The organism is Methylocella tundrae, assembly GCF_038024855.1.
Lineage (GTDB): Bacteria > Pseudomonadota > Alphaproteobacteria > Rhizobiales > Beijerinckiaceae > Methylocapsa > Methylocapsa tundrae.
The window spans coordinates 958,285-982,985 of the sequence record NZ_CP139089.1 but is presented as its reverse complement, the minus strand read 5'-3'; the positions used below and the strand labels follow the sequence as shown (position 1 = coordinate 982,985).

Below are 24,701 nucleotides of genomic sequence, written 5' to 3'. Positions count from 1 at the left end.
CCCGAAAGGCCGGGGTCCGGCTCAAATGTAATACATGAGATGAGCTTCATCGCTCTCGCCCAACGCCCGCATCTCGGCCAGCGTGCGATTGTCAAGGACCGTCGAGATGGCGTTGCGCGCTTCGAGCATGATCAGCCGCACGGCGCAATGGCGCTCGTCGCTGCAGTCGTCGCAGCGGCGATAGGAGGCCCTGCTGGCGCACTGGATCGGGGCGAGCGGGCCATCGAGCACGCGAACGATATGGCCAACCCGGATCTCGCAGGCGGGCCGAGCCAGCGTGTAGCCGCCGCCCTTGCCTTTCTTTGAGTTGACAAAACCCGCGTTGCGCAGCTCTCCCAGGATGGTGTCGAGAAATTTTTTCGGAATCTGATTCGAAATTGCGATGTCGGTGACGAGCGTCGCTTCGCCGGGGAGCCGGCCCGCCAGATGAACCATCGCCTTAAGGCCATACTTGCCTTTCTTCGTGAGCATTTGAACTCCGCTGGGGTTTTTCCGAAGCGCGGTCGATAAGGTCCGCGTTTTTTCCCCCTGAAGGAAATATGAAGCCTCTGATCCATCGTCCATTGTTTTTGTAGGCTTTCAAGCTCAATCGGCCAATTTTCGGGGCGATAAGGCGGAAATCCTTTGATTCAGGGGGCGTCAGCGTCCCTCGTTGAGGGCGGCTCCCCGCGCGCTTGGGCCTGGGGCTTGTTTTGGCGTGTCGGAAATGACAAAAGGGTCCGAATTGAAAGGCGGCGCGCGGAGCGACGAGGGCGAGCCGGCGAATCACACGGCCAGATGGCCGGAGCCCGCCATTGTCGCAACGCGAATGCGTCGAGCCGCCTTAGCCAAGCGGCTGGAAACCGGCGGGAGGAGCTCGTCCGCTCTCCCGACCGAATGATGCAAACGACTGGACCCTAGATGCAGACACATGAAAACGTATCGAGCTTCCGCAAGATCGTTCTTGGCTCAAACCAGAAATTCGGGCTGACTTTTGGGTTTGTCCTGGCGCTGCTCGGCGTTTGGCCAATGGTTCACCATCATTCGCCGCGTTGGATTTTGCTTGCCATCGGCGCCATCTTCGCGGCCCTCGCGCTGTTCATGCCGGACCGTTTATCGCCTCTCAATCGCGCCTGGTTCAAATTCGGGATGCTTTTGAACCGCGTCGTCAATCCGCTCATCATGGGTCTGATGTTTTTCGCAGCCGTGACGCCGCTCGGCTGGGTGATGCGCAAAACGGGCAGCGATCTGCTCAATCTGAAAATACGGCCGGACGCCAAGTCCTACTGGATCGTGCGCGAGCCATCGCCCGAGGCCGAAAACGCCATGACGAAACAGTTTTGAGGAGAAGACATGTCCATCATAGCTGAGCTTTTTGAATTTCTCGGCGCCAGAAAGAAATTCTGGCTGCTCCCCTTGCTTGCCCTGTTCCTGATTTTCGGCGGCTTGTTCGTGCTCAGCCAAGGCTCGGTCGTCGCGCCTTTCATCTATACTCTGTTCTGACCGGTTCCAATGCTTGTTCTTGGCATTTCGGCCTTCTATCACGATAGCGCCGCCGCACTCATTCGCGACGGCGAGATCATCGCGGCAGCTCAGGAAGAGCGCTTCACGCGCAAGAAGCACGATCCGGATTTCCCAGCCAATGCGATCGCCTATTGCCTCAGGCAAGGCAAGGTCGACGCGGCCGGCATCGATCGCGTTGTCTTTTATGAAAAGCCGTTCTTAAAATTCGAGCGGCTCATCGAGACCTATCTTGCTTTCGCGCCAAAAGGCTTCGCGTCTTTCCGCAAGTCCATGCCGCTCTGGATCGGCGAGAAACTATTTCAGCGCGACCTTCTGTTGCGCGAACTCAAGGAGATAGATCCGGCGCTTGGCGACAAAGCCAAGCTTCGTTTCAGCGAACATCACTTTTCGCACGCGGCTTCGGCCTATTATCCCTCGCCCTTCCAATCGGCACTGGTTCTCACTATGGACGGCGTCGGCGAGTGGGCGACGACTTCCGCGGCGATCGGCGAAGGCTCCTCGCTGAAGATCACGAAGGAAATTCATTTTCCTCATTCGCTTGGGCTGCTCTATTCGGCGTTCACCTATTACACGGGGTTCAAGGTCAACTCCGGCGAATACAAGGTGATGGGCCTCGCCCCTTATGGCGAACCGAAATACGTCAAGGCGATCTTCGATCATTTGATCGACGTCAAGGACGACGGCTCCTTCCGGCTGAACCAGGACTATTTCGGCTATTGCACCGGCCTCACCATGACGAACGAGCGTTTCGACGCGCTGTTCGGCGGTCCGCCGCGGCGCGCCAGCGATCCGCTCGAACAACGCCACATGGATCTCGCGGCCTCGGTGCAGGCGGCGACGGAAGAGATCGTCCTGCGTCTGACGCGATCGCTCGCTAACGAGACAGGACAACGCAATCTTTGTCTTGCCGGCGGCGTCGCCCTGAATTGTGTGGCGAACGGCAAAATTTTGCGCGACGGCCGCTTCGACCAGATTTTTATCCAGCCGGCGGCGGGAGATGCGGGCGGGGCGCTCGGCGCCGCGCTGGCTGTTTATTTCAAGGAGAATGGCGAAGCCGCGATCAAGAACGCCAAACGGCCCGATTCAATGCACGGCTCTTATCTCGGGCCGAGTTACGAGCAAAGCGATATCGAGCAGAGACTCAAGGCGGCCGGGGCGGTCTTTACGGTCGTTGACGACGAACAGCTGCTTGAGAAGACCGCCGCCACGCTCGCAGCGGGGCAGGCGGTCGGCTGGCATCAGGGACGAATGGAGTTCGGACCGCGCGCGCTCGGCAATCGCTCCATCCTCGGTGATCCGCGTTCGCCCTCCATGCAGAAGGCGCTTAATCTCAAAGTCAAATACCGCGAGAGCTTTCGCCCCTTTGCGCCGTCGGTGCTGCGCGAGCATGTCGCTGATTGGTTCGAACTCGACGCGGATTCGCCTTATATGCTCCTCGTCGCGCCGGTAAAGTCAGAGCGCTGCCGCAAGATGTCGGCACAGGAGCTCGCCCTGTTTGGCATCGACAGGCTGAATGTGCAGCGCTCCGAAATTCCGGCGGTGACGCACGTCGATTATTCAGCGCGCGTGCAGACGGTGCATAAGGAAACCAACCCGCGCTATTACGATCTGATTTCGCGTTTCGAGGCGATGACTGGCTGCCCGGTGCTGATCAACACGAGCTTCAATGTTCGTGGCGAGCCGATCGTCAACACGCCGGAGGATGCGTTCCGCTGTTTTATGGGGAGCGAGATCGAGTTCCTTGCGGTCGGTAATTGCATCCTTCTCAAGGATCAGCAAAATCAGGCCCTTAAGCTCGATTACAAGAACGCGTTCGAACTCGACTGAAAACGCGTCGCGCTCTTTCGATGTCGCGGAGGGCGCTTTGGATCGTGGCTGGGGGCCGTCAGTTCAGCTGGGAATACAGCACGCCCGCCATGTTCTGTTCGATGTAACTCTTGAGCATGGCCGCCCGCATGCGGTTGGCGAGCGGCGTCGGGTGTCCGTCGCCCGGAATGCTGATCTCAGCCCCAGCGGCTTCCTCTTTTAGAAGGGAAACATCAATCACGCTGGCGCCGCCTTGCTGCAACCGCTCCATGATCGCTTCATTGGTGAAGCCTGTTCCTCGCAGGTAAGCGTCCGGGCTCCGCAGGAACGGGATCAACGTCGGCACGCCGTATTTCTCCTTGGCGAGGTCGACCGCCGCTAGCAGGATGCGGATGTACGTTTCAATGTCATCGTGACTGGCTTTGCGGCGATACGGGTCGAAGACGACGCGATAGGCGGCGGTATTCCACAGGAACTCCCGCAATCGCAGGGACGCCCCTTCGTAGCAGGCTCCCCTGAACGTGACCTTTCCGTTGTCGAGCTCGTAACGCGGCGCGTTGACGACCCACGACGCCTTGCAGGACGTTCGCTCCGCGTGCCAGGGAGAGGTCACAAAAACGAAAAGGCGAGGGTGCGGCCCGATCTCAGCGTCGAAGATGCCTGTCTCCATTTCGCGCAGGAAGTGCTGCGGTCCATAGCCGGTAAAGGCGAGATTGATGACGCGTTCCTTGGAGTCGAGGACGTCGGCGAAGCGTTGCGGCAGCGTATCGGGATCGTTGACGCCGACTCCGAAGGTCACGGAATCACCAAAGAAGGCGATCGTCGACCCTGCGTCAGTCGAGCGGGTTTGACGAAGAAGGTTCGAATCGATCGTGTATTCGGCGCTGTAGATGATCGCGCCTGTCTTTGGGTCTGTCTTTTCAGAGTGGAACCGACCAGCATGCTGGGGACCCCAGCCGATGACCGGCTGACGGACGTTCCATCCGTTCGTTGATACGATCACCTGCCTGTCTTCGAGCGTGGCGGCGGTCGCTTCTATGACGCAGAGGCCAAAGAGGAGGGAGGCGACGATCAGAAGAGCGTCGCGCAGGGCTCCCCGCGCCAGCGACGCCAGGTCGGCGGCGATGAGGAAGACCAGAACGAAACTGATGAGCCGGAAAAAGTCTGGCGAGTGACGAATTTCCACCGCTGCGATGATCGCCGCGAGGAGCGGGATCGCTGCGAGGCGCAAGACCCTGGAGAGCGCGCCGGGCCTAAGCGAATTTGGCCATCGCGCGAGCGATCGAAGAAGAACGTTCAGGATGCTTACTCCAGTTGCGACAGCACAACGCCGGACATGTGTTGCGTGATGTAGGTCTTGATGATTTCGGCGCGCCTGCGATTAGCGAGAGCGGTTGGATGCTCATCGCCCGGAATGCTGATCTCATCGCCCTCGGCTCGCTCCTTCGCCAAAGCGACATCGACGATGATGGCGCCTCCGTCCCGCAGACGCTGCATGATCTGTTGTTCTGTGAAGCCGGCGCCGGCAAGGGTTCCTGGCGGCGAATCGAGATAAGGGATCAGCGTCGCGACGTGGTACTTTTCTTTTGCAATCTTTACCGCGGCGACCAGCTCGCGGATATAGAGTTCGACGTCGTCATGCGTCACTTTCTGAAGATATGGCGCGACAAAAACGCGCCAGGCCGCCGTTTCCGTCAGAAACCGCTGCGCCTGCAGACGCCATCCTTCATAACAGCGCCCCTTGAAGGTGACTTCGCCGTTTTCGAGCACATAGCGCGGCGCGTTGAAAGCCCATGATGGTTTGCAGGCGGTTCGCTCTGCGTGCCAGGCCGCGGTCATGAAGACGAACAGCTTTGGATCCGGGCCGATGACGTCGTCCTGAAATCCCGTTTGGAGATCACGCAGAAACTGCTGCGGACTGAATCCGCCGACCGCGAGGTTGAGCACGCGTTGCTTACGTTGCAACAAATCCGCGAACGCCTGCGGCATGGTGTCGGCGTCGTTGACGCCAAAGCCGAATGTAAAAGAATCGCCGAAAAAGACGATCGGCCGCCCGCTCTGCGTCGAAATCGTGCGGCGCAGCAATTTCGAATCGAAAGTGTAGTCGGCAGCATAGATTTTTGCGCCTGTCTTCGGATCGATCCGCTCCGCGTGGTAGACCCCTGGATGTTCCACGCCCCAGCCAAGCACGGGTTCGTAGACCGACCAGCCGGGAGTCACGATCAGCAGCTGCTTCGGCTCGATGAACCTTGCTGTGGCCTCCACCACGCAAAGGCCGAAGAGACACGAGGCGAATATTACCAGCGCGTCACGCAAACCGCCTCGCGCGAGCGAGGCGAGATCCGCGATGCAGAAGAAGATGAAAACGAAGCTCAGCAGCCGAAAAATCGGAAAGGGCTGCCTCATCTCCATCCAGGCGACGAGAGCGATCAGAATGGGGACCGCTCCGATGCGGAGCCAAGTGGAGATCGTGCCTGGCATCAACTATAACTTTCCCGGTTCGTGCATTGATGGATGAGCCGCCCCAAACGTCACTTCAGCCCGCTGAGGAGGACGCCCGACATATTCTGCTTGATGTAATTCGTGATCATCTCGGCCCGCAGGCGATTGGCGAGAGGCGTCGGATGTCCGTCTCCTTGAATGCTGATCACCGCGCCGGCATTTTTTTGAGCATCGAGCGAGGCGTCGATGACGATCGCTCCCGCGTCCCTCAGGCGCGCCATGATCGCATCATCGGTGAAGCCGGTCTTGCGCAGATATTCCGGCGGCACCCGCAGATATGGAATCAGCGTCGGGACGCCATATTTGTCTTTCGCCAGCTTCACCGCGGCCTCCAATGTGCTGACATAGACATCGACATCGTCATGATTGAGCTGATGGCGATAGGGATCGATCAACCAGCGATAGGCTGCCGAATTCTCGAGCCATTCGCGCAGCAGCAGGTTGGCTCCCTCATTGCAGTCGCCCTTATAGACGATTTTGCCGTCTTCCAACGCATAGTGCGGAGCATGCGGGGTCCAATAGGCCTTGCATGCGGTTCTTTCAGCATGCCAGGGCGCGGTCAGGAAAACGAACAGTTTGGGATCAGGCCCGATAACGGCGTCGAAACGGCTCGTTTCCATTTCGCGCAGAAACTGCTGCGGACTATAACCGGTGAATCCGAGATTGAGGACGCGCTGCTTCCGATCCAGCGAATCCGCAAAGACCTGCGGCAGAGTTTCGTTGTCTTGGATGCCGTCGCCAAACGTATAGGAATCGCCAAAAAAGACGATTGCCGGCCCATGGTCGATCGAATGCGTTTCTCGCAACAGATTAGAATCGATCGTATAGTCGGCCTTATAGATGAGCGCGTTGGTTTTGGGATCGCGCTTTTCGGCGTGGGCGGTTCCGGCATGGTCGGGACCCCAGCCCATGATGGGTTGGCGGACAGACCAGCCGTGCGTTATCGTCAGGCCGCCGCCCTCTGGCTGGGCCACATTGGCGGCGCCCTCCGCGATGGCAAGGCCGAAAGCGGTCGAGGCGAGAACGATCAGGAAATCGCGCGCCTTGCCCTTCGCCGCGAAGGCGAGGCGCACGAGCAAAACGAAGACCAAGATGAAGGTGGCCAGGCGAAACATCGGAAAGGGGTGCGTCAGCTCCAGCCAGACAATGAGCCCAACTAGAATAGGTATTGCGGCAAGCTGAAGCGCAGAGGAGATCATTCTCGCCATTGACAGAACCGACCTTGATTGAGCATGAGCGGAGAAATGCGCTGATAGCCGTTTGTTGGTCTACTGTCCAGCGAAGCTCAACTTCAAGCCTTGTCAATTTTATCCCCAGTACGCAACAAAAGCGTGAGAGGCGCAGTAGAGCCGTTAAGCTGCCTGAAGGAGACGACTCAAGTGGTTGTGACCGGCGTGGAAGAAGCGCGAGCCGCCTTGGGCGAAGTGATCGGCCTCTGCGGTCGCATCGTGGCGTTTACCGGCGCTGGCATTTCGACCGAGTGCGGCGTGCCTGATTTCCGGTCGAAGGACTCGCCCTGGCGGCGCTACAAGCCGATCGACTTCGCGCTCTTCGTGTCGGACGTTTTGATGCGCGAGGAGGCATGGCGGCGGAAGTTCGCTCTCGACGACATCTGCGCCAGCGCCCAGCCAGGGCGCGGCCATTACGCCCTCGCAAACCTCGTCGCAAACGGCAAGGTCAGCGCCATTATCACGCAAAACATCGACAATTTGCATCAAGCCTCCGGCGTGCCGGAGGAGCGCATCATCGAATTGCACGGCAATGGCGCATACGCCCGCTGCCTCTCTTGCGGCGCGCGGTACGAACTTCAGCCGCTGCGCCGGGACTTCGAGGCGAGCGGCGCCGCCCCCGCCTGCTTTGAATGCGGCGGCGCCGTCAAATCCGCGACGATCTCCTTTGGCCAGCCAATGCCGCAAGCCGCGCTCGAGCGCGCGTATCAGGAAACAGTCCGTTGCGATCTGTTTCTCGCCATCGGCTCATCGCTCGTTGTTTATCCTGCGGCATCCTTTCCCTCGCTGGCGCGTCAGCGCGACGCGAAGCTTGTCATTGTGAACGGCGAAGAGACGCCGCTCGACAGTGAGGCCAATCTCGTATTGCGGGGCGATATCGGCGATATTCTGCAACCTTTTTCGAATTGAGGGGACCTGGCGCCAAGCCCGGCGATGACGTTTTCCGAAATCATCCACATCTTCCTGCGCAAGGCGGCTTTTGCCGCGCCCGCTCGATGCTATCTTGTCCCCAACCTACTCCGGGGCAGCTGATTCTGCCTGACGCCGGAGTTCAGACCGCGCCTTTCAAAGGTGGCTCCTTGGACGCAAAATCTTCCGCTAAAGATCCGAACTCGCCACGACGGGACGAGGACCCTGACCGTCAGCGGTTTGCGTCCGAGCGGATTGTTGAAATATCGGGCGAAGTCAAATGGTTCGACGTCGTCAAGGGCTATGGCTTCATTACGCCGGATGAAGGCGGTCCGGATGTGTTGTTGCATGTGACGACCTTGCGCAAGGATGGTTTTACGGCGGCGCGCGAGGGCGACCGAATCGTTTGCGAGGCGGCCTGTCGCGCCAAGGGGCTGCAGGTGTTGAAAATCACCTCGATGGAAGCAGTTGGGACCCATCCTTCTGAGACCCAGCCTCGCACCCACGTCCATGTCACGCCAGCCGGCGGCTTCGAGATCGTCGTCGTCAAATGGTTCAACCGCGCGCGGGGGTTCGGCTTTGTCACGCGCGGCGACGGCACGGAAGATATTTTTATTCACATGGAGACGTTGCGGCATTATGGGATTGGCGAGGTGCGTCCTGGCGAAAGCCTTTTGGTTCGGTTCGGCGACGGCCCAAAGGGTCTGATGGCGGCGGAAGTGCGCCTGCTCAACGTGGCTGCGCCGCGGGCGCACTAAGGGACCCGGAAACGACGTAAAGCGCCACGGCGCCTTTGGCGAGGATGATGATTTGGCCCGAACATTTTCGAGCGAAGCAAATGCCTGTTCGCGCCTAGGACATGTGATAAAAGAAGAATATAGAGCGATTTTGCCATGCCGCGGAATTGCACGATCGCCACGCCTCTCGCGCGCTGGGCGGATTGCCTGCGGGTGGCTCGATTTTCGCTGGAGCGGCCTTGGGCGGCGCGCGGGGAGGGTCCTCGCCTCGGCGCTCGTCCTGACGTTTTTGCTCGTCTTCGCAGCTCCTCAGGCAGAAGTCTTGGCGGGAGAAGCGGGCGCAAAGATCGAACATCTCGATATCGTCACGGCTAGCGGCACGCATCCTTTTCTCGTCGAAGTGATGCGCACCGAATCGGAGCGCGAGCGCGGGCTGATGTTTCGCCGAACGCTGGCGGCCGATCGCGGCATGTTGTTTGATTTCGAGACCGAGAAGCCTGTGCAGATGTGGATGAAGAATACCTATCTGCCGCTCGACATGATTTTCATTTCGAGGACCGGCAGGGTCGTCGGCTTGGCCGAAAACACAGAGCCTCTCTCCGAGGCGATTATTTCGTCCGGGGCTCCGGCCTATGGCGTTCTTGAAGTGAACGCTGGCTCTGCGGCCAGAATCGGCCTCAAGATCGGCGACAGCGTCAGGCATCCATTGTTTGGGAAATGACGCCCGGCGTCCTGCGCCGGTCCACGCGCATCGTCGAACTTGTTCGCATCGGCGACGCGTGATAGCGAGATGCGCAATGGGAAATAAGGATCGGTTTCCTATGCGGGGTATAGCGCAGTCTGGTAGCGCGGAAGTTTTGGGTACTTCAGGTCGCAGGTTCGAATCCTGCTGCCCCGACCACACCCGCTTGGCGCGGGCGCCGGCGTCGCGGCGTCTAAGCTTTGGCGGCTTGAAAAAAGCGCTGATTTTTCCGAAAAGATGCGCATGATCGGAAATTCGCAGCGCGCGCCGCGCGTCGTGACGATCGCCAAAAGATTGCAACCGGAACCATTTCACATGACCGCACGCATTTACCGGCCAGCCAAAACCGCCACGCAATCGGGCAGTGCGCGCACGAAGCAGTGGGTTCTCGAATTCGAGCCCGAATCGCCGCGTGAAATCGATCCTTTGATGGGCTGGACGAGTTCGAGCGATATGAAGAGCCAGGTCCGGTTGCGATTCGGCGATAAGGACGAAGCAGTCGCCTATGCGCAAAAACATGGGCTCGCCTATCGCGTGGAAGAGCCAAAGCCGGACCAGCGCAAAATCCTGTCCTATTCGGATAATTTCAAGTCGACCCGCCTCGGCCAATGGACCCACTGAATTCATGCGCCATAGTGAGGCGCAGCCCCAATCGACCCCGTAGCTCAGCTGGATAGAGCAGCCGCCTTCTAAGCGGCAGGTCGCAGGTTCGAACCCTGCCGGGGTCGCCATCGCCGCTCCGCGCCGCCGTGAGTTCGTCGAAACATACGGCGCATGCCTTGAGGGCGCCGCAGGCCGGGAGCACAGGGACCAAAAGGACAAAAGTGCCGGGTTTCTATGAATTCTTCGCCGGTGGCGGCATGGCGCGCGAGGGCCTCGGCCCGCAGTGGCGATGTCTTTTCGCCAATGACGTCGACGCCGGCAAAAGCGCCGCCTACCGCGCGAACTGGGGCGATGGCGAACTCAAAACCGCCGATGTCGCGGCCTTGCGGTCGACGGACCTCCCGGACGTGCGCGCAAATCTCGCCTGGGCGTCCTTTCCGTGCCAGGATTTGTCCCTCGCGGGCGTCGGCGCTGGCCTCAAAGGCGCGCGAAGCGGGACTTTCTTTTCCTTCTGGTCGCTGATCGAACAGCTGATCGAAGAGGATCGCGCGCCAGATCTCATTGTGCTCGAGAATGTGAGAGGCGCGCTGACATCGCGCGGCGGCGCGGATTTCGCCGCGCTTTGCGCTCGTCTCGATGCGGGCGGTTACGCATTCGGAGCGCTCATCATGGACGCCGCGCTTTTTCTGCCGCAATCGCGCCCGCGCGTTTTTGTCGTCGGGGTCCGCAGGGGGCTCGACATAGCGCCACAGCTCGCGGCGCCCGGCGCTACCCTGTGGCACCCGCCCGCGGTGTGCAACGCTTATGCGGCGCTTCCCCTGGCGCTCCGGCGCGCCTGGATCTGGTGGACCATGCCGTCTCCGGCGGCACACGCGGCGACGCTCTCGGATTTGATCGAGGATGACGCGGCCGTCGCGTGGCAGGCCGAGTCGGAAACTTTACGGCTGCTCGCCCTGATGAACGAGAAAAATCAGCGCAAGATCGAGGCGGCCAGAACGGCTGGACGGCGCGTCGTCGGCTGTGTTTACCGCCGCACCCGGAGCGATCCGGCCGGCGGCCGGAGGCAGCGCGCGGAAGCAAGATTCGACGGCCTCGCAGGATGCCTGCGCACGCCCGCCGGCGGTTCGAGCCGACAGGTGATTCTCGTCATTGATGGCGAGCGGGTGAGATCGCGCCTGATTTCCGCCCGCGAAACGGCCCGGCTCATGGGGCTGCCAGACGCCTATCGCCTACCGTCGAATTACAACGCGGCCTATCATCTCACTGGCGACGGCGTTGTGGTTCCGGTGGTTCGCCATTTGGCGCGCCATCTGCTCGAGCCGATTTTGGCGCGCCAGGCCGCGGCGGCGGCGTGAGGGCCGCGGGCCCCAATCGGCTGGGCGTGGCTCCGGACGCGGCGCGCAGCGCCGTCATGCGCGCGGTCAAATCGACGGACACGAAGCCCGAAATGATCGTCCGTTCAATCGCCCATCGGCTCGGGTTTCGGTTCCGCCTGCACCGCAAAAACCTGCCTGGATGTCCAGACCTCGTCTTCGTCACGCGCCGCAAGGCGATTTTCGTCAATGGCTGCTTCTGGCACGGTCATGACTGCAAGCGTGGGGCGCGCATGCCAAAAGCCAATGCCGACTACTGGCGATCCAAGATCACCCGCAACCAGGCGCGCGACCTCAGGGTCCGAGAGGATCTGGCGGCGGCCGGATGGGACGTTTTCACCATTTGGGAATGCGAAACGAAGGACCAGGGCCTTCTTCGCCAACGGATCGTCGCCTTTTTACAGGCGTGAAACCGTCTGTTTCGAGGCTCTCCGGCCTCATGCGAATCGCGTCTGTTTACCATAGCAATGCATTTGATGGCGAGCCTAATTCGCGCTTCGCGCCTGCAGCAGAGCGAATCCGCGCGACTGTTGCACGATTTCGTAAGTATCTGATTCATAATCATAATGTTGGCGTTCTTAATGCCTCGCATGACGTCCCGGTGAAGGATTTGAGCGAGAAACCAGTCGGCTTTCCCAAACTGTCGTGCATATTGTCAAGCATCCCGCCTGCCGTTAAGCCTTCGGCAACAGGTGGGTGCGAAACTCGTTTTCGGATCTCTGACCAATTTCAGCGATGGTCCGCCTCGGGACCGGCTTGGAAGCAGACAGGAAATGCGCATGGCGAGCAAACGGCTTACAGGTTTCTCATCTCACGCCTTAGCCGTAGGCTCACTGTTATCGTTCAATTCACGCGCCCCACGCGCACGCGCCGTCATGATCGCGACTCTCGCAGGCGGAGCGGCCGCGAGCCTTGGAGGATGCGCGCAACAACCGCCGCTGCAACGCGTCGCCATGCATTCCAAAGAATATTTCCCGTCCTCGAAATATGGCCCGGCCAGTCCCCGCGTCATCGCCGACGGCGAGCCGGTGCCGCATGGCGGCGGGTCCTACATGGTCGGCAAACCCTATTCGGTTGCCGGCCGCACTTACTACCCAAGCGAAAAGCGTTATGTCGCCGTGGGATTGGCCTCCTGGTACGGCGACGCGTTCCACGGACGGCGCACAGCGAACGGTGAAATATACGACCGCGACTCGATTTCCGCGGCGCATCCGACCATGCCTTTGCCGAGCTATGCCCGCGTGACCAATCTGCGCAACCATTACTCCATCATCGTCCGCGTCAATGATCGCGGGCCCTTCGCGGCCAATCGCATCATGGACGTGTCGCGCAAGACGGCCCAGGCGCTCGATTTCAGCGGCAGCGGAACAGCGCGGGTCAAGGTCGAATATATCGGGACCGCGAGCCTTGCCGGCTCGGATGATCAAAAGCTGCTGGCGACCCTACGTCTCGATGGGCCGGCGACGCTCGACGGACAGGCCCCGACCATGGTCGCGGACGCCGGATCGGAGCCCCGCCGCATGGCTTCTCTTGCGCAGCCTCGCAATGACGATCTCGGCGCCCAGGATCTTCCGAGCCGGGCAGAAGCCACGAGCCGCCAGCCACAGCGCACAGCCGAGGCTGCCGAAACGGAAGAAAGCGATGCGGCCGTTCCGACGCCTCCGCGCATTTCGCGCCCATTCGCCAGCAACGTTCCCCTGCCGCCATCCCGCCCATTTGATCTCGGTCCGCACTCGACAGGGCGCGTTCATGTTGCAATGCGGTCAAAGCAAGCCGACTAAAGGTTCTCTCTGGCGCGGCGGACCGGCCAGATATATGAATGCGACGAAGTTCGCGCCCCGGACATTGATCCCGAACCATCTGCAAATGCCTCTTCGCATTCGGTCTTCGCGGCATGCGGAGCCTGACCAATGGCTGCCCACAGGCCAAACTACGCCTTGATTGCCGGAGAAGTCGAAGCCACATTGAGGCATGTGGCGACGTTGACGCGCATTTGACGAAGGCTGTTGGAATCCATCGGCCTTGGCCAGTTTGGATGCGCGGGAAGGATCAGAGTGACCGGTCAATTTCCAACGCTCCCCCGGTGGTCTATCGCCGCCCTTATCGCGCTCGCTTTTGCTTGCGCTTCGGGTGCGGCGTCGGCGCAAACCATCCAGACCAGCGTCCCTCACGCCATTCTGGTCGACGCCGATACGCATAGCGTTCTCTTCGAAAAAGATGCGGACGCGCCCGCGGTGCCGGCCTCGACCGTAAAAATCATGACGGCGGAGGTGGTTTTCAACGAACTCGCCGAGGGACGCATCAAGCTCGACGACCAATTCCTGATTACTGAGAATGCATGGCGCACCGGCGGCGCTCCAGCGCGCTCATCCAGCATGTTCGCGGCGGTCAACAGCCGCGTCCGGGTTGAGGATTTGATTCGCGGTCTCGTCATCGATTCGGGCAATGACGCGGCGATTGCCCTTGCTGAAGGCATTGCGGGGTCCGAAGGAGCATTCGCGACATTGATGATGAAGCGTGGGCGAGAACTCGGCCTGACGCAATCCGTCTTCACCAATTCCTGGGGCAAGGATGATCCGGAGCAAAGAGTCAGCCCCCGCGAAATGACGATTTTGGCGGCGCATGTGATCGCGACCTATCCTGAGTACTATAAATATTTCGCGGAGAAAGAATTCACCTGGAACAAGATCAAACAAACGAACCGCAATCCGCTGCTGACAATGGACATTGGGGCGGATGGGCTGAAGACAGGCAATATTGACGCGAGCGGCTACGGCCTCGTTGGGTCCGCGGTGCAGAACGGCCAGCGTCTGATCCTCGCGCTTTATGGCGCGGCCAGCGCCAAGGAGCGGGCGGAGGAGGCTCGAAAGCTTCTGATGTGGGGATTTCGATCCTTCGACTCAAAAACGATCTTCGCCGCCGGCGAAACGGTCGGCTACGCCAAGGTCTATGGCGGCGTCAGTTTTGAGGCCCCGCTCGTCGCCGAACACGAGGTCAAGATCCTCGTCCCGAGGGTCGGCGGCGAGAAATTCACCGGCCGCATCGTCTACGATGGTCCGCTGATGGCTCCTGTCGCGGCGGGTAAGGAGGTCGCGCGGCTTAAGATTTTCCGGGGCTCCACAGAGGTGCTCGACCTGCCGCTGAAGACGGCCGCGGCGGTCGAAGTCGGATCGCTCCCACGGCGCGCGATGGATGCGGGGCTCGAATATATCGGCGATCTCTTCCGCAAATATGTCGGCAGCAAACTCGACAAAAAATATGTCGCCAATCAATGAAACTGGCGTCGATCGCGAACGCCCGACGCGTGGCAGGCTGATTACGCTCGAGGGCGGAGAGGGCGCGGGTAAATCGACGCAGATAAGCCTTTTATTGCGGCGTCTGCGAGAAGCTGGAGTCGACGCCATCGCCACCCGGGAACCGGGGGGTTCCGACGGCGCGGAGATCTTGCGCAAGGTTCTTCTGTCGGGCGTCGTGAAGCCTCTTGGACCGACGGCGGAGGCAATCCTTTTCGCCGCCGCCCGGATCGATCACATTGATAATACGATCGAACCGGCGCTCGCGGCTGGTATATGGGTGTTGTCTGACCGTTTCTCCGATTCCACGCGAGCCTATCAGGGCGGGGCAGGCGGCCTCGATCAGCGCCTTCTCAGCGCGCTCGAACGCGTGACGCTTGGCGGCCTGTGTCCCGACCTCACCCTGATCCTCGACCTTCCGGCCGAAGAGGGGCTTTTGCGGGCGTCTCGCCGCCGCGCGCCGGGCGAGACTCAAGATCGTTTCGAAGACGAAAGCCTGCAATTTCACGAGAGGCTGCGCGCCGCCTTTCTGGCCATTGCGGCGCAAGAACCGAATCGTTGCGCCGTCATCGACGCCAGCGCCTCCGTGACAGACGTTGCGGAGGCGATCTGGAGCGCCGTCTCGAGCCGGCTCCTTGGATCGGCAAATCTGGACATCGTTCATGGCGCCTAGACTTTCAACCGATGCAGAAGCGCCGCCGGAAGCCGATCGCTTCGAGGACGCCCCGCATCCGCGAGAAGCCTCGGCTTTCATCGGCCATGCCGAAGCCGAGGCCGAACTCTTGCGGGCCTGCGCCTCGGGACAATTGCCGCAGGCCTTTCTGATCGGCGGACCCTCGGGCGTCGGCAAAGCGACCCTCGCCTGGCGGCTGGCGCGTTTTCTTCTCGCCAATCCAGACGCTCGCGCCGCTGCGGAAGGCGCCCGAAATCTTCACGTGCCGCCTGAGCATCCGGCCGCGCGGCAAATCCATGCCTTATCGCATCCAGATCTCTTTCTTTTACGTCGCGAATGGAACGAGAAAGGCAAAAAACACTACACTGAAATCCGCGTCGAGGACGTGCGCCGCGCCATTCATACCTTCCAGCAGTCGGCCGGGCGCGGCGGCTATCGCATCTGCATCGTCGACAGCGCCGAAGACCTCAACGCGTCCGGCGCCAATGCTCTGTTGAAGCTGATCGAGGAGCCGCCTCCGCGCTCGGTTTTCATGATTGTCTCGCATAGGCCCGGCCGCGTGCTTGCGACCATTCGTTCGCGCTGCCGCAAGATCGGATTGAAAGAACTCGGCTCGGCCGACATCGCTGACGTCGTCAAGACGCTGGGAGCGCCGTGGTCTGGAGCCAAGCCGGCGGAGGTTGCGGCGGCGATCGAGCGATCACGGGAATCCCTGCATGGCGTCCTTCGGCTTCTGAATGGGCGAGGGCTGGAGCTCGACTCTTCGCTAAGGCGGATTCTGGACGATTTGCCGAGGATCGATTGGCGGGCGGCGCATGCGCTTGCCGATCAGGTCGCGCCGCGGGACGGCGGCGACGATTATGAAACGCTGCTCGCCACGGTTTTTGACTGGCTCGAGGCCAAGGTGCGCGGCGGCGCGTTGGACGGGGAGGGCGCTCCACGCCAGCTTGCGCCCTACGCCGAGGTGTGGGAAAAAGTGACCGAAGCGGCGCAGCAGACTGAAGCGCTCAATCTCGATAAACGCCCGTTCGTCCTCGCCCTTTTTGCTGATTTGGCGGCCGCCGCGCGGGCGTCTTCGCTATAATCCGGGGCCGCCGAGCGCCCCAGGACGCTCCGTCAAACTCTTAAGATTGCTGTTCCATGTCCGGCCGCCCGACCTTCTATATTACGACCGCTATCCCTTACGCCAATGGCGCGCCACACATTGGGCACGCCTATGAGCGAATTGCGACGGATGCTATCGCCCGCTTCAAGCGGCTCGACGGGTTCGAGGTGCTGTTCGTCACTGGAATGGACGAACATGGCCAGAAGATGCAGCAGACCGCCGCGCGCGAGGGCCTGACGCCGCAACAGCTCGCCGATCGCACGGCGGCGCAGTTCGCCGCGATGGGTGAGGCGTTGAACGCGAAAGCGGACGATATCGTGCGCACGACGCAGCCGCGCCATTATGCAGCGACGCAGGAAATCTGGAAGCGGATGGAGGCGGCGGGCGACATTTATATGTCGAAATATCCAGGCTGGTATTCGGTCCGCGACGAAGCGTTTTTCGATGAATCCGAGCTCACCGAAGGGCCAAACGGAACGCGCCTCGCGCCAAGCGGCGCGCCTGTCGAGTGGGTCGAGGAGGAGAGCTACTATTTCAGGCTTTCCGCCTATCAGGACCGCTTGCTGCGGCATTATCGAGATCATCCCGAATTCATCACGCCGGAAAAATATCGCAATGAGATCGTCAGCTTTGTCGAGCGGGGCCTGACCGATCTCTCAATCAGCCGTTCAACCTTCGACTGGGGCGTTCCAGTCCCCGGCGACCCGAGGCATGTGATGTATGTTTGGGTCGACGCCTTGACAAATTATATCACGGGGACGGGCTTTCCCGACGCCAACGCGCCGCGCGCGAAGTTCTGGCCGGCGAACGCCCATGTGATCGGCAAGGATATTACGCGGTTTCATGCGATCTACTGGCCGGCCTTTCTCTTGTCGGCCGGGGTTGCTTTGCCGAAGCAGATCGTCGTGCATGGCTTCCTGTTCAACCGCGGCGAGAAGATGTCGAAGTCGGTCGGCAATGTGATCGACCCCTTTGCGCTGAGCGCGCATTATGGCGTCGATCCCTTTCGTTATTTTCTGCTGCGCGAAGTGCCGTTCGGCCAGGACGGCAATTATTCGCATGAGGCGATCGTCAACCGCATCAACGCCGATCTCGCCAATGATCTTGGCAATCTCGCGCAGCGCTCGCTCTCGATGCTCGCGAAGAATTGCGGCGGCGCGCTGCCGTCTCCGGCCGCGTTGAATAAAGTCGACGAGGCGATCCTGGCGCAGGCGGTCGCTCTGGCGCCGAAAGCCCGCGCTTTCATGCAAGATTATGCCTTGCATCTGATTCTGGCTGAGATCTGGCGCGTGGTAGCGGACGCCAACCGCTATTTCGCGGCCGAAGAGCCCTGGATCAAGCGCAAGACTGACCCGGCGCGGATGGAGGCGATCCTTTATGTGACGGCCGAGGTCCTGCGCATCGTCGCTATCCTCGCGCAGCCCTTCATGCCGGCCGCGATGACGAAACTCCTCGATTTGTTGGCCGTTCCGGGCAGCGCTCGCGGATTTTCGGACGCTGAGCGCGCTCTTGGCCTCGCGCCGGGCGCCGCGCTGCCCGCGCCGTCGCCCATTTTCCCGCGTTATGTGGAGCCGGAGGTTGGCGCGCCAGTTTAGGGAGCGTTCCGCGCCCTATTCGCTGGGCAACGCCCGCTTCCATCTGACGCTCTTTTCTTGACAGGGACGAGCATCCACCTCAGGCAAAGATCGCCGATTTCGTCATCGAGCCCATTCATGCTGATCGACAGCCATTGCCACCTCGATTTTCCTGATTTCTCTCCTGAACGCGACGCCGTGGTTCAGAGAGCGCGCGCCGCCGGCGTTGCGCGTATGGTCACGATTTCGACCCGGCTCGACCGCTTCACAGAAATCAGCGCCCTCGCAGAAGCTTATGAGGACGTCTTCTGCACCGTCGGCGAACATCCGGAAAATGTGCGGGAAGGGCTCGATATCGACTTCAATCGCATCGTCGGGCTGGCGAACCATCCCAAATGCGTCGGCATTGGCGAGACGGGCCTCGATTATCATTATGACGGCGCGCCTCGAGACGTGGCCGAGCGGGCCTTTCGGACGCATATCGCCGCCGCGCGCCAGACCGGACTGCCGCTCGTCATTCATAGCCGCGAGGCGGATCAGGATATGGCGTCGATCCTCGAGGACGAGATGGGGAAGGGGCGTTTCAAGGCCGTCCTGCACTGTTTCACCTCCTCCCTGAGGCTGGCGGAAACGGGTCTTGCGCTTGGCCTGTCGATTTCTTTTTCTGGCATCGTGACCTTCAAAAAATCTCAGGAGTTGCGCGAGATCGCGCGCGTCGTGCCGATGGACCGGCTGCTGATTGAAACAGATGCGCCGTTTCTTGCGCCGGTTCCTCACCGCGGCAAGCGCAACGAACCCGCCTTCGTCGCTGCAACCGCCAAGGTGATCGCGGAGGTCAAGGGCGTTTCTCTCGTCAGCCTTGCGCAACAGACGAGTTTGAACGCGCTTCGGCTTTTCTCCAAGATGACGCCGCCCGCGGCGGGGGAAGTCGCGGCGGAATGAGTCTCGCTATCACAATTTTAGGATGTGGATCGTCGGGCGGCGTTCCTCGCGTTGGCCAAGGCTGGGGAGCTTGCGATCCGGCCAATCCCAAGAATCGGCGCCGGCGCTGTTCGATCTTCGTCGAGCAAACGGGACCGGACGGGGGCAAGACCGATGTGCTGGTCGACACCTCGCCCGACCTTCGCGAACAATTGCTGGCCCTTGGCGTCACAAAACTCGACGGAATCCTTCTGACCCACGCGCACGCCGATCATACGCATGGAATCGACGATGTCCGGCCTCTCGTCATTATGGCGCGGCGGAAGATCGACCTTCACATGGACGAGGCGACCTCCGATGTCGTGCGCTCCAATTTCGGCTATATTTTTGCAACGCCGCCCGGCAGCCAATATCCGCCCTTGCTGACCGAACGTCGCCTGAGCCCGGGCGTTGCGGTGTCGATCCTTGGCCCCGGCGGCGAACTCGATGCGACCCCATTCCGGCTCGAACATGGCGAAATGGACGCCCTCGGCTTCCGTTTTGGCAATATCGTCTATTCGCCCGATCTTAACGGCATTCCTGAGGAAAGCATTGGCTATCTCGAGGACCTTGACCTCTGGATCGTCGACGCTTTGCGCTACATGCCGCATCCGAGCCACTTTTGCCTGCGCGAAACCCTGGACTGGATTACGAAGCTAAAGCCTAAGCGTGCGATCCTTACGAATCTTCACACGGATCTCGATTTCGAGAAATTAAAAGCTGAGCTTCCGGCAAACGTCGAACCCGCTTATGACGGTATGCGCGTTACGGCGTCAGGGCGGTTCCAGACAATCTCCTAACGCTCTAGCCTTTCGTTGTTTTCATCTATGTTCCATAATATCGATTATGCGAATTGTCGGCTGATCATCCGCAATGAAGGATCGGTTGGCCGAAGGAGCCATTTGTCTCTGCCCCGACTATTCCATTCTGTTAGGCAATTAGGGTAGCCAAGCAGGCTATCTGTTGCTATGTTTTTGGGAGACACGGGGCATTAGGCATTCTTAATGAATTGCATCGGCGACAGTTGGGGCTGGCACCTGTAGGTGTCCAGCCTTTTTGCGTCGGTTAAAATCCAAGGCTTCGGAATGCGCGATCGGGCGGCGGTTACAGGCGGAGACAAGTAGGCATACCATGAGCAAAGGCAGAGATTTCCGGGGACCAAAGAAACGCGGCTTCGACGATGACGGGCCCTCACCCTATGATGCGCCGCGGCAGAGCCGTACGCCGCGCACAAGCTTCGGCGGGGGCGCGCCGGAGATGCCCATTCCGACCTCCGGGCCGAGCATCGACGCAGTCGTCAAATGGTTCAAGGGCGACAAAGGCTTCGGCTTCGTCGAATTGAGCAACGGAACGGGCGACGCGTTTTTGCACATCGGCGCGCTCCAGGCCGCTGGATATGAAACGGTGCCTCCGGGCGCAAAGCTGAAGGTCAATGTCAGCAATGGCATGAAGGGCGCTCAGGTCACGCGCGTGCTTGAAGTCGACACCGCAGGCGCTATCGAACGAGCGCCGCAGCCGCGCGCCTTTGGCGATTCGCCGCGCCCTGCCCGCCGCGCCCCGGATCCGTCGACCGCCGTGTCCGTCACCGGAACCGTGAAGTGGTTCGACGACAATAAGGGATTCGGCTTCGTGCAGTCGAACGACGGAGGAAAAGATGTGTTCGTGCACATCTCGATCCTCGGACCGTCGGGCGTTCAAAATCTCGCCGAAGGCCAGCCCGTCAGCATGCGCGTGGTTGATACGCCGAAGGGGCGCGAAGCCTTGTCGATCTCGATCGAGTGATTGGCCCTCTCTCAGTCCGGGATTGAGACGGCCGCAAGCAGACGGACGACATGATTGGCCATGCGCCGATCATGTCTGCCTCGCCTTGTAACGCCCCAGGGAAGCTTAATCGAAGGCGAACAGGGCTTCCAATGAGATTGACGCCGCTTCGCGTCAAAGCGTTGATAGCAGTTGCGCCAGTCGGCCGCCCATAACTGCTTAGGTGCGCGAGCGCCCCGTTAGATTTTGACTCTCTCCCTCAGCTTTCCTGTGCGCTCATGCAGCCGTCTTCCGACATCAAGCGCTTGCTCGACATTATGGCCGCCTTGCGCACGCCGGAGAGTGGTTGCGGCTGGGACATAGCGCAGACGTTCGAGACCATCGTTCCTTACACCATTGAAGAAGCCTATGAGATCGCGGATGCGGTGGCGCGCGGCGATATGGCGGATCTTCGGGATGAATTGGGTGATCTGCTGCTTCAGGTCGTGTTTCAAGCGAGAATCGCTGAGGAAAAAGGAGCCTTCGACTTTGGCGGAGTCGTCGAGGCGATTACGCAAAAGATGATTCGCCGGCATCCGCATGTCTTCGGTGATGCGCGGGATCTCGCCCCTGGCGAGGTTGAGGCACTCTGGGCTAGAATCAAAGCGGAGGAGAAGTCGGCAAAGGCCAGCGCGCCTGACTCCGCTCGCCATGAAGCGACAAGCGCCGGTTTGCTTCACGATGTAATCCTCGCCCTGCCCGGTCTGAGCCGCGCGGTGAAATTGCAAAACAAGGCCTCAAGCGTCGGTTTCGATTGGAACGATATCCGCGCGGTTCTTGATAAGATTCGCGAAGAAACCAATGAAATCGAAGACGTTTTGGAGGGTGGCGACCAAAACGCTTTGGAAGATGAGATCGGCGATCTCCTCTTCGCAGTCGCCAATCTCGCCCGGCATGCGAAGATAGACCCGGAATCGGCGGTCCGCCGCGCCAACGCAAAGTTTGAACGCCGCTTCGGCTTCATTGAGCGGGAACTCGCCAGTCAGGGCGTTGCGCTTGGCAACGCCACCTTGGCGGAAATGGACTCGCTTTGGAACGCCGCCAAAGCGCGTGAAAGCGTGGACCCAGAATTTGCAGGCAAATCGCCTGCTGGCGGTTAGGCGGAGGCCGCGGCCGGCTCCAGGAATTTTCGACGCAGCGCCGCGGCGCGTTCGGGGGCAACGCGAACGCGCACATGCACTGCCCCGTCCGCGGCGACGCTCTTGCGCATCACTTCCGCATTTTCATAGAGCCAATGCAGCCCTTCGCCATTGTCCGGCTTCAGCACAATCTCAAGGACGGGGCGGCCGACAGCCAGCCGCGATTCAATCTCTTCGCGCAGCTCATCTAGCCCTTGCCCTGTTAGCGCCGAAACGATGACCGGCCGGCCGTTGTCGCCACTCTGCGCCCGCCGCCGCTTCGCGCTGCCTCGCGCGGCGGACAGGCTGTCTTCGTCAAGCAGATCGGCCTTGTTCCAGACCTCAAGCAGGCGGCGATGGTCATTGGGGTCCACGCCAAGATCACTAAGGATCGCCTCGACGTCGCCAAGCTGAGCCTCTGCGTCTTCGTGGGCGATGTCGCGAACATGTAAGATAAGATCGGCCTCCAGCACCTCCTCGAGAGTCGCGCGAAAGGCGGAGACCAACATGGTTGGCAGATCAGATATAAATCCCACAGTGTCAGACAGGATGATCTCGCCGCCATGCTCAAGGACAACAGCGCGCAGGGTTGGGTCCAGAGTGGCGAAAAGCATGTCTTCGGCCAACACCTCGGCTTTGGTCAACCGATTGAAAAGCGTCGACTTTCCCGCATTGGTGTAGCCAACCAGCGCGACGATTGGATAAGGCACGGCGGTGCGGCTCTTGCGGTGGAGGCCCCGCGTTCGTTTCACGCCTTCGAGTTCGCGCTCGATCTTGGTCATCCGCTCCTGAATGAGCCGTCGATCGGTCTCGATCTGCGTCTCGCCAGGACCGCCAAGGAAGCCGAAACCGCCTCGCTGACGTTCAAGATGGGTCCAGGATCGGACGAGACGTGATTTCTGATAGGCAAGATGCGCCAGTTCGACTTGCAGCGCGCCTTCTCTCGTTCGCGCGCGGCGGCCGAAGATTTCGAGAATCAGCCCGGTCCTGTCGATGACCTTGGCGGAGAATGCTTTTTCGAGGTTACGCTGCTGTACGGGCGACAGCGCGCAGTCCATGATTACGAGGTCGATCTCCTCGGCGCGAATGAGATCTGCAATCTCCTCCACCTTGCCTTTGCCGAGGAAGGTCGCCGGCCGGATGTTTGCGAGCGTGACGAGCTTCGATGCGATGATGTCAAGGTCTATGGCCCCGGCGAGGCCATGGGCTTCCTCTAGTCTCGCCTCGGGCGAACGTCTGCGCCCGTCTGGCGACAAGGACTTCGCGCCGGGTCGCACCGCTTTTTCGTTAAGATAAGGACCGATAACCAATGCGCGTGTCTTCGCGCCCGGGCCGCGCCCCGCCGTCCGAGGCTCCTTTGCTAATGCTTCGATTTTCGTCTCCCGCACCAATTCGGCTCTGTCTTTCCACAGATTAACGCCATCGAACCTTCATATGGGAGCTCTGAGCTTCATTGTCGATTATTTTCAGGAAGGCGAAGAGCCTCCCTCGTCGCCTGCCTCGAACATCTGAATAGGTTGCCCCGGCATGATGGTGGAAATCGCATGCTTATAGACCAGTTGCGAATGGCCATCTCGACGAAGAAGCACGCAAAAATTGTCAAACCATGTCACGACGCCCTGCAATTTCACTCCGTTGACCAAGAAAATTGTCAGGGGGACCTTATTTTTGCGGACAAAATTGAGAAAAGTGTCCTGTAAATTTTGTGGCCTTTCCGCTGCCATCTTTAAATTCCTGTTTTGTTTTTGGCGCCGCGTTGGCGCAGTCTCTTGGATATCGCATAAAATCGCTGCTGACGTTGCGACTTGCAAGCATTAAGCCGCGGCTTCTGCGCGCGCTCGTCTGACCTGACGGTTGACATTAGACCTTTTGCTCACTGCGTTTGCAATGAGTGTTTCGCGTTATGTCGAACGGGCGGCCTCGTCGTGGAATATCGAGCGCAGCTTGAGCGCCATTGGGCCCGGCGCGCCCTCCCCGATCGTGTGGCCGTCGATGGCGACGACTGGCATCACGAGCGTCGTAGCGCCGGTGATGAAAGCCTCGCGAGCGCCCAGCGCCTCCTCAAGGCTGAACTTGCGCTCCTCTAGCCGCAAACCATGCGCGGAGATAATATCGATCAGCGTCGTGCGGGTGATGCCCCGCAGGATCGAGTGATCGACCTGGCGCGTGATGATCGTGCCGGATTGATTGATGATCCAGGCATTCGATGCGGCGCCTTCGCTGACCATGCCTTCGGCGTCGATCAGCCAGGCTTCATAGGCGCCCGTTTCTTTGGCGGTCTGCCTCGCCAGCACGTTCGGGAGCAGGGCGATGGATTTGATGTCGACCCGCTTCCAGCGCAGATCCGGCGTTGTCGCCACGGCGACGCCCTTCTGCGCGGCTGCATCCCCTTTGCGAGGATCAACGCTCCGCGCCGTCACGATCAGGCTCGGGCGCACGGAAGCCGGCGGGAAGACATGATCGCGCGGCGCAACTCCTCGCGTCACCTGAATATAAACATAGCCGTTTAAGATTTTGTTTTTATGCAGAACTTCGCGCAAGATGATTTTCAGCGCGACGGCGCCGACAGGTTCTGCGATGCGTAGTTCCGTGAGCGAGCGGGCAAGCCGCGCCAGATGACGGTCCTCATCGATCAGCGCGCCACGAAAAACCTCGCACACTTCATAAACACCATCGGCGAACTGGTAGCCGCGATCCTCGATGGAAACGACGGCGTCCCGGGTCGCGACATAGGCGCCGTTGACATAGGCAATTCTGCTCACCTGCGCTCCGAG

General features: G+C 60.3%; 25 protein-coding genes and 2 tRNA genes. 20 read left to right on the top strand and 7 right to left on the bottom strand.

Going from position 1 to position 24,701, the window contains the following annotated elements; all coding sequences use genetic code 11:
• Positions 1–21 precede the first annotated feature (21 nt).
• Positions 22–471 (bottom strand): Rrf2 family transcriptional regulator, encoded by a 450-nt coding sequence (locus SIN04_RS07210; protein ID WP_341264322.1) that lies wholly within the window; start codon positions 469–471, stop codon positions 22–24.
• A 429-nt stretch (positions 472–900) separates the two neighbouring features.
• Here SIN04_RS07210 and SIN04_RS07205 point away from each other — a divergent pair, with 429 nt between their 5' ends.
• From SIN04_RS07205 to SIN04_RS07195, 3 genes are read left to right on the top strand one after another with little or no spacing between them, the layout of a single operon-like run.
• Complete coding sequence (locus tag SIN04_RS07205) at positions 901–1,323, top strand: SxtJ family membrane protein (protein ID WP_134487853.1); 423 nt, start codon at positions 901–903, stop codon at positions 1,321–1,323.
• Between the two features lie 9 nt (positions 1,324–1,332).
• Positions 1,333–1,482, top strand: a complete 150-nt coding sequence (locus SIN04_RS07200; protein WP_166795866.1) for a DUF5989 family protein — start codon at positions 1,333–1,335, stop codon at positions 1,480–1,482.
• A 9-nt stretch (positions 1,483–1,491) separates the two neighbouring features.
• Entirely contained in the window at positions 1,492–3,330 is a 1,839-nt protein-coding gene (locus SIN04_RS07195; protein ID WP_134487850.1) for a carbamoyltransferase family protein, read from the top strand.
• A 58-nt stretch (positions 3,331–3,388) separates the two neighbouring features.
• On the opposite strand, the gene SIN04_RS07190 is transcribed toward SIN04_RS07195, so the two are convergent.
• The 3 genes from SIN04_RS07190 to SIN04_RS07180 all read right to left on the bottom strand — a co-directional run bounded on the left by SIN04_RS07190 (position 3,389) and on the right by SIN04_RS07180 (position 7,010).
• Positions 3,389–4,540 (bottom strand): SGNH/GDSL hydrolase family protein, encoded by a 1,152-nt coding sequence (locus SIN04_RS07190; protein WP_134487847.1) that lies wholly within the window; start codon positions 4,538–4,540, stop codon positions 3,389–3,391.
• A gap of 74 nt (positions 4,541–4,614) precedes the next feature.
• Positions 4,615–5,790 carry an SGNH/GDSL hydrolase family protein gene (locus SIN04_RS07185; RefSeq protein WP_134487844.1) on the bottom strand — a complete coding sequence of 392 codons (1,176 nt, stop codon included), beginning with the start codon at positions 5,788–5,790 and terminating at the stop codon, positions 4,615–4,617.
• 50 nt (positions 5,791–5,840) lie between these two features.
• On the bottom strand, positions 5,841–7,010 hold the full coding sequence (locus SIN04_RS07180; RefSeq protein WP_244605703.1) for an SGNH/GDSL hydrolase family protein: 1,170 nt from the start codon (positions 7,008–7,010) through the stop codon (positions 5,841–5,843).
• Between the two features lie 180 nt (positions 7,011–7,190).
• On the opposite strand from SIN04_RS07180, the gene SIN04_RS07175 reads away from it, so the two are divergent.
• The 17 genes from SIN04_RS07175 to mazG all read left to right on the top strand — a co-directional run bounded on the left by SIN04_RS07175 (position 7,191) and on the right by mazG (position 21,909).
• The gene (locus SIN04_RS07175) at positions 7,191–7,949 is read left to right on the top strand and encodes an SIR2 family NAD-dependent protein deacylase (RefSeq protein WP_134487838.1); all 759 of its coding nucleotides are present in this window, start codon (positions 7,191–7,193) and stop codon (positions 7,947–7,949) included.
• Between the two features lie 170 nt (positions 7,950–8,119).
• Positions 8,120–8,707 carry a cold-shock protein gene (locus tag SIN04_RS07170; RefSeq protein ID WP_423136002.1) on the top strand — a complete coding sequence of 196 codons (588 nt, stop codon included), beginning with the start codon at positions 8,120–8,122 and terminating at the stop codon, positions 8,705–8,707.
• A 259-nt stretch (positions 8,708–8,966) separates the two neighbouring features.
• Complete coding sequence (locus tag SIN04_RS07165; RefSeq protein WP_423136017.1) at positions 8,967–9,407, top strand: DUF192 domain-containing protein; 441 nt, start codon at positions 8,967–8,969, stop codon at positions 9,405–9,407.
• 103 nt (positions 9,408–9,510) lie between these two features.
• Positions 9,511–9,587, top strand: a tRNA-Pro gene (locus SIN04_RS07160).
• A gap of 156 nt (positions 9,588–9,743) precedes the next feature.
• A complete protein-coding gene (locus tag SIN04_RS07155; RefSeq protein WP_134487832.1) occupies positions 9,744–10,049 on the top strand; it encodes an ETC complex I subunit in 306 nt (101 codons plus the stop codon).
• A 33-nt stretch (positions 10,050–10,082) separates the two neighbouring features.
• Positions 10,083–10,159, top strand: a tRNA-Arg gene (locus SIN04_RS07150).
• A gap of 93 nt (positions 10,160–10,252) precedes the next feature.
• The gene (locus SIN04_RS07145; RefSeq protein WP_134487829.1) at positions 10,253–11,386 is read left to right on the top strand and encodes a DNA cytosine methyltransferase; all 1,134 of its coding nucleotides are present in this window, start codon (positions 10,253–10,255) and stop codon (positions 11,384–11,386) included.
• Between the two features lie 92 nt (positions 11,387–11,478).
• A complete protein-coding gene (locus tag SIN04_RS07140; RefSeq protein ID WP_423136001.1) occupies positions 11,479–11,814 on the top strand; it encodes a very short patch repair endonuclease in 336 nt (111 codons plus the stop codon).
• A 465-nt stretch (positions 11,815–12,279) separates the two neighbouring features.
• Entirely contained in the window at positions 12,280–13,185 is a 906-nt protein-coding gene (locus tag SIN04_RS07135) for a septal ring lytic transglycosylase RlpA family protein (protein WP_423136000.1), read from the top strand.
• 273 nt (positions 13,186–13,458) lie between these two features.
• Entirely contained in the window at positions 13,459–14,679 is a 1,221-nt protein-coding gene (locus SIN04_RS07130) for a D-alanyl-D-alanine carboxypeptidase family protein (RefSeq protein ID WP_197731949.1), read from the top strand.
• On the top strand, positions 14,663–15,370 hold the full coding sequence (gene tmk, locus SIN04_RS07125) for a dTMP kinase (RefSeq protein ID WP_197731948.1): 708 nt from the start codon (positions 14,663–14,665) through the stop codon (positions 15,368–15,370). The genes SIN04_RS07130 and tmk overlap by 17 nt, the downstream gene beginning before the upstream one ends.
• Positions 15,360–16,454 carry a DNA polymerase III subunit delta' gene (locus SIN04_RS07120; protein ID WP_134487818.1) on the top strand — a complete coding sequence of 365 codons (1,095 nt, stop codon included), beginning with the start codon at positions 15,360–15,362 and terminating at the stop codon, positions 16,452–16,454. Before tmk ends, SIN04_RS07120 begins: the two co-directional genes overlap by 11 nt.
• 56 nt (positions 16,455–16,510) lie before the next feature.
• Positions 16,511–18,070 (top strand): methionine--tRNA ligase, encoded by a 1,560-nt coding sequence (gene metG / locus SIN04_RS07115; protein ID WP_341264320.1) that lies wholly within the window; start codon positions 16,511–16,513, stop codon positions 18,068–18,070.
• A gap of 117 nt (positions 18,071–18,187) precedes the next feature.
• Positions 18,188–18,991, top strand: a complete 804-nt coding sequence (locus SIN04_RS07110; protein WP_134487815.1) for a TatD family hydrolase — start codon at positions 18,188–18,190, stop codon at positions 18,989–18,991.
• The gene (locus tag SIN04_RS07105) at positions 18,988–19,809 is read left to right on the top strand and encodes an MBL fold metallo-hydrolase (protein WP_134487812.1); all 822 of its coding nucleotides are present in this window, start codon (positions 18,988–18,990) and stop codon (positions 19,807–19,809) included. The genes SIN04_RS07110 and SIN04_RS07105 overlap by 4 nt, the downstream gene beginning before the upstream one ends.
• Positions 19,810–20,140: 331 nt before the next feature.
• A complete protein-coding gene (locus SIN04_RS07100) occupies positions 20,141–20,791 on the top strand; it encodes a cold-shock protein (protein ID WP_134487809.1) in 651 nt (216 codons plus the stop codon).
• 257 nt (positions 20,792–21,048) lie between these two features.
• Complete coding sequence (gene mazG, locus SIN04_RS07095; protein ID WP_134487806.1) at positions 21,049–21,909, top strand: nucleoside triphosphate pyrophosphohydrolase; 861 nt, start codon at positions 21,049–21,051, stop codon at positions 21,907–21,909.
• Here mazG and hflX read toward each other — a convergent pair.
• From hflX to SIN04_RS07080, 3 genes are all read right to left on the bottom strand, one after another.
• Complete coding sequence (hflX, locus tag SIN04_RS07090) at positions 21,906–23,318, bottom strand: GTPase HflX (RefSeq protein ID WP_423135999.1); 1,413 nt, start codon at positions 23,316–23,318, stop codon at positions 21,906–21,908. The genes mazG and hflX overlap by 4 nt on opposite strands.
• 75 nt (positions 23,319–23,393) lie before the next feature.
• On the bottom strand, positions 23,394–23,651 hold the full coding sequence (hfq, locus tag SIN04_RS07085) for an RNA chaperone Hfq (protein ID WP_134487803.1): 258 nt from the start codon (positions 23,649–23,651) through the stop codon (positions 23,394–23,396).
• 177 nt (positions 23,652–23,828) lie between these two features.
• The gene (locus SIN04_RS07080) at positions 23,829–24,689 is read right to left on the bottom strand and encodes a D-amino-acid transaminase (protein WP_134487800.1); all 861 of its coding nucleotides are present in this window, start codon (positions 24,687–24,689) and stop codon (positions 23,829–23,831) included.
• Positions 24,690–24,701 lie beyond the last annotated feature (12 nt).

What these genes read in the sequence shown, in the direction of transcription:
- SIN04_RS07140 (WP_423136001.1), top strand. Translation starts at nt 11,479, where the DNA reads ATGATCGTCCGTTCAATCGCCCATCGGCTCGGGTTTCGGTTCCGCCTG.
- SIN04_RS07195 (WP_134487850.1), top strand. Translation starts at nt 1,492, where the DNA reads ATGCTTGTTCTTGGCATTTCGGCCTTCTATCACGATAGCGCCGCCGCA.
- SIN04_RS07120 (WP_134487818.1), top strand. Translation starts at nt 15,360, where the DNA reads ATGGCGCCTAGACTTTCAACCGATGCAGAAGCGCCGCCGGAAGCCGAT.
- SIN04_RS07155 (WP_134487832.1), top strand. Translation starts at nt 9,744, where the DNA reads ATGACCGCACGCATTTACCGGCCAGCCAAAACCGCCACGCAATCGGGC.
- metG (WP_341264320.1), top strand. Translation starts at nt 16,511, where the DNA reads ATGTCCGGCCGCCCGACCTTCTATATTACGACCGCTATCCCTTACGCC.
- SIN04_RS07200 (WP_166795866.1), top strand. Translation starts at nt 1,333, where the DNA reads ATGTCCATCATAGCTGAGCTTTTTGAATTTCTCGGCGCCAGAAAGAAA.
- mazG (WP_134487806.1), top strand. Translation starts at nt 21,049, where the DNA reads ATGCAGCCGTCTTCCGACATCAAGCGCTTGCTCGACATTATGGCCGCC.
- SIN04_RS07185 (WP_134487844.1), bottom strand. Translation starts at nt 5,790, where the DNA reads ATGCCAGGCACGATCTCCACTTGGCTCCGCATCGGAGCGGTCCCCATT.
- SIN04_RS07135 (WP_423136000.1), top strand. Translation starts at nt 12,280, where the DNA reads ATGATCGCGACTCTCGCAGGCGGAGCGGCCGCGAGCCTTGGAGGATGC.
- SIN04_RS07100 (WP_134487809.1), top strand. Translation starts at nt 20,141, where the DNA reads ATGAGCAAAGGCAGAGATTTCCGGGGACCAAAGAAACGCGGCTTCGAC.
- SIN04_RS07105 (WP_134487812.1), top strand. Translation starts at nt 18,988, where the DNA reads ATGAGTCTCGCTATCACAATTTTAGGATGTGGATCGTCGGGCGGCGTT.
- SIN04_RS07210 (WP_341264322.1), bottom strand. Translation starts at nt 471, where the DNA reads ATGCTCACGAAGAAAGGCAAGTATGGCCTTAAGGCGATGGTTCATCTG.
- SIN04_RS07180 (WP_244605703.1), bottom strand. Translation starts at nt 7,010, where the DNA reads ATGATCTCCTCTGCGCTTCAGCTTGCCGCAATACCTATTCTAGTTGGG.
- tmk (WP_197731948.1), top strand. Translation starts at nt 14,663, where the DNA reads ATGTCGCCAATCAATGAAACTGGCGTCGATCGCGAACGCCCGACGCGT.
- SIN04_RS07205 (WP_134487853.1), top strand. Translation starts at nt 901, where the DNA reads ATGCAGACACATGAAAACGTATCGAGCTTCCGCAAGATCGTTCTTGGC.
- SIN04_RS07110 (WP_134487815.1), top strand. Translation starts at nt 18,188, where the DNA reads ATGCTGATCGACAGCCATTGCCACCTCGATTTTCCTGATTTCTCTCCT.
- hfq (WP_134487803.1), bottom strand. Translation starts at nt 23,651, where the DNA reads ATGGCAGCGGAAAGGCCACAAAATTTACAGGACACTTTTCTCAATTTT.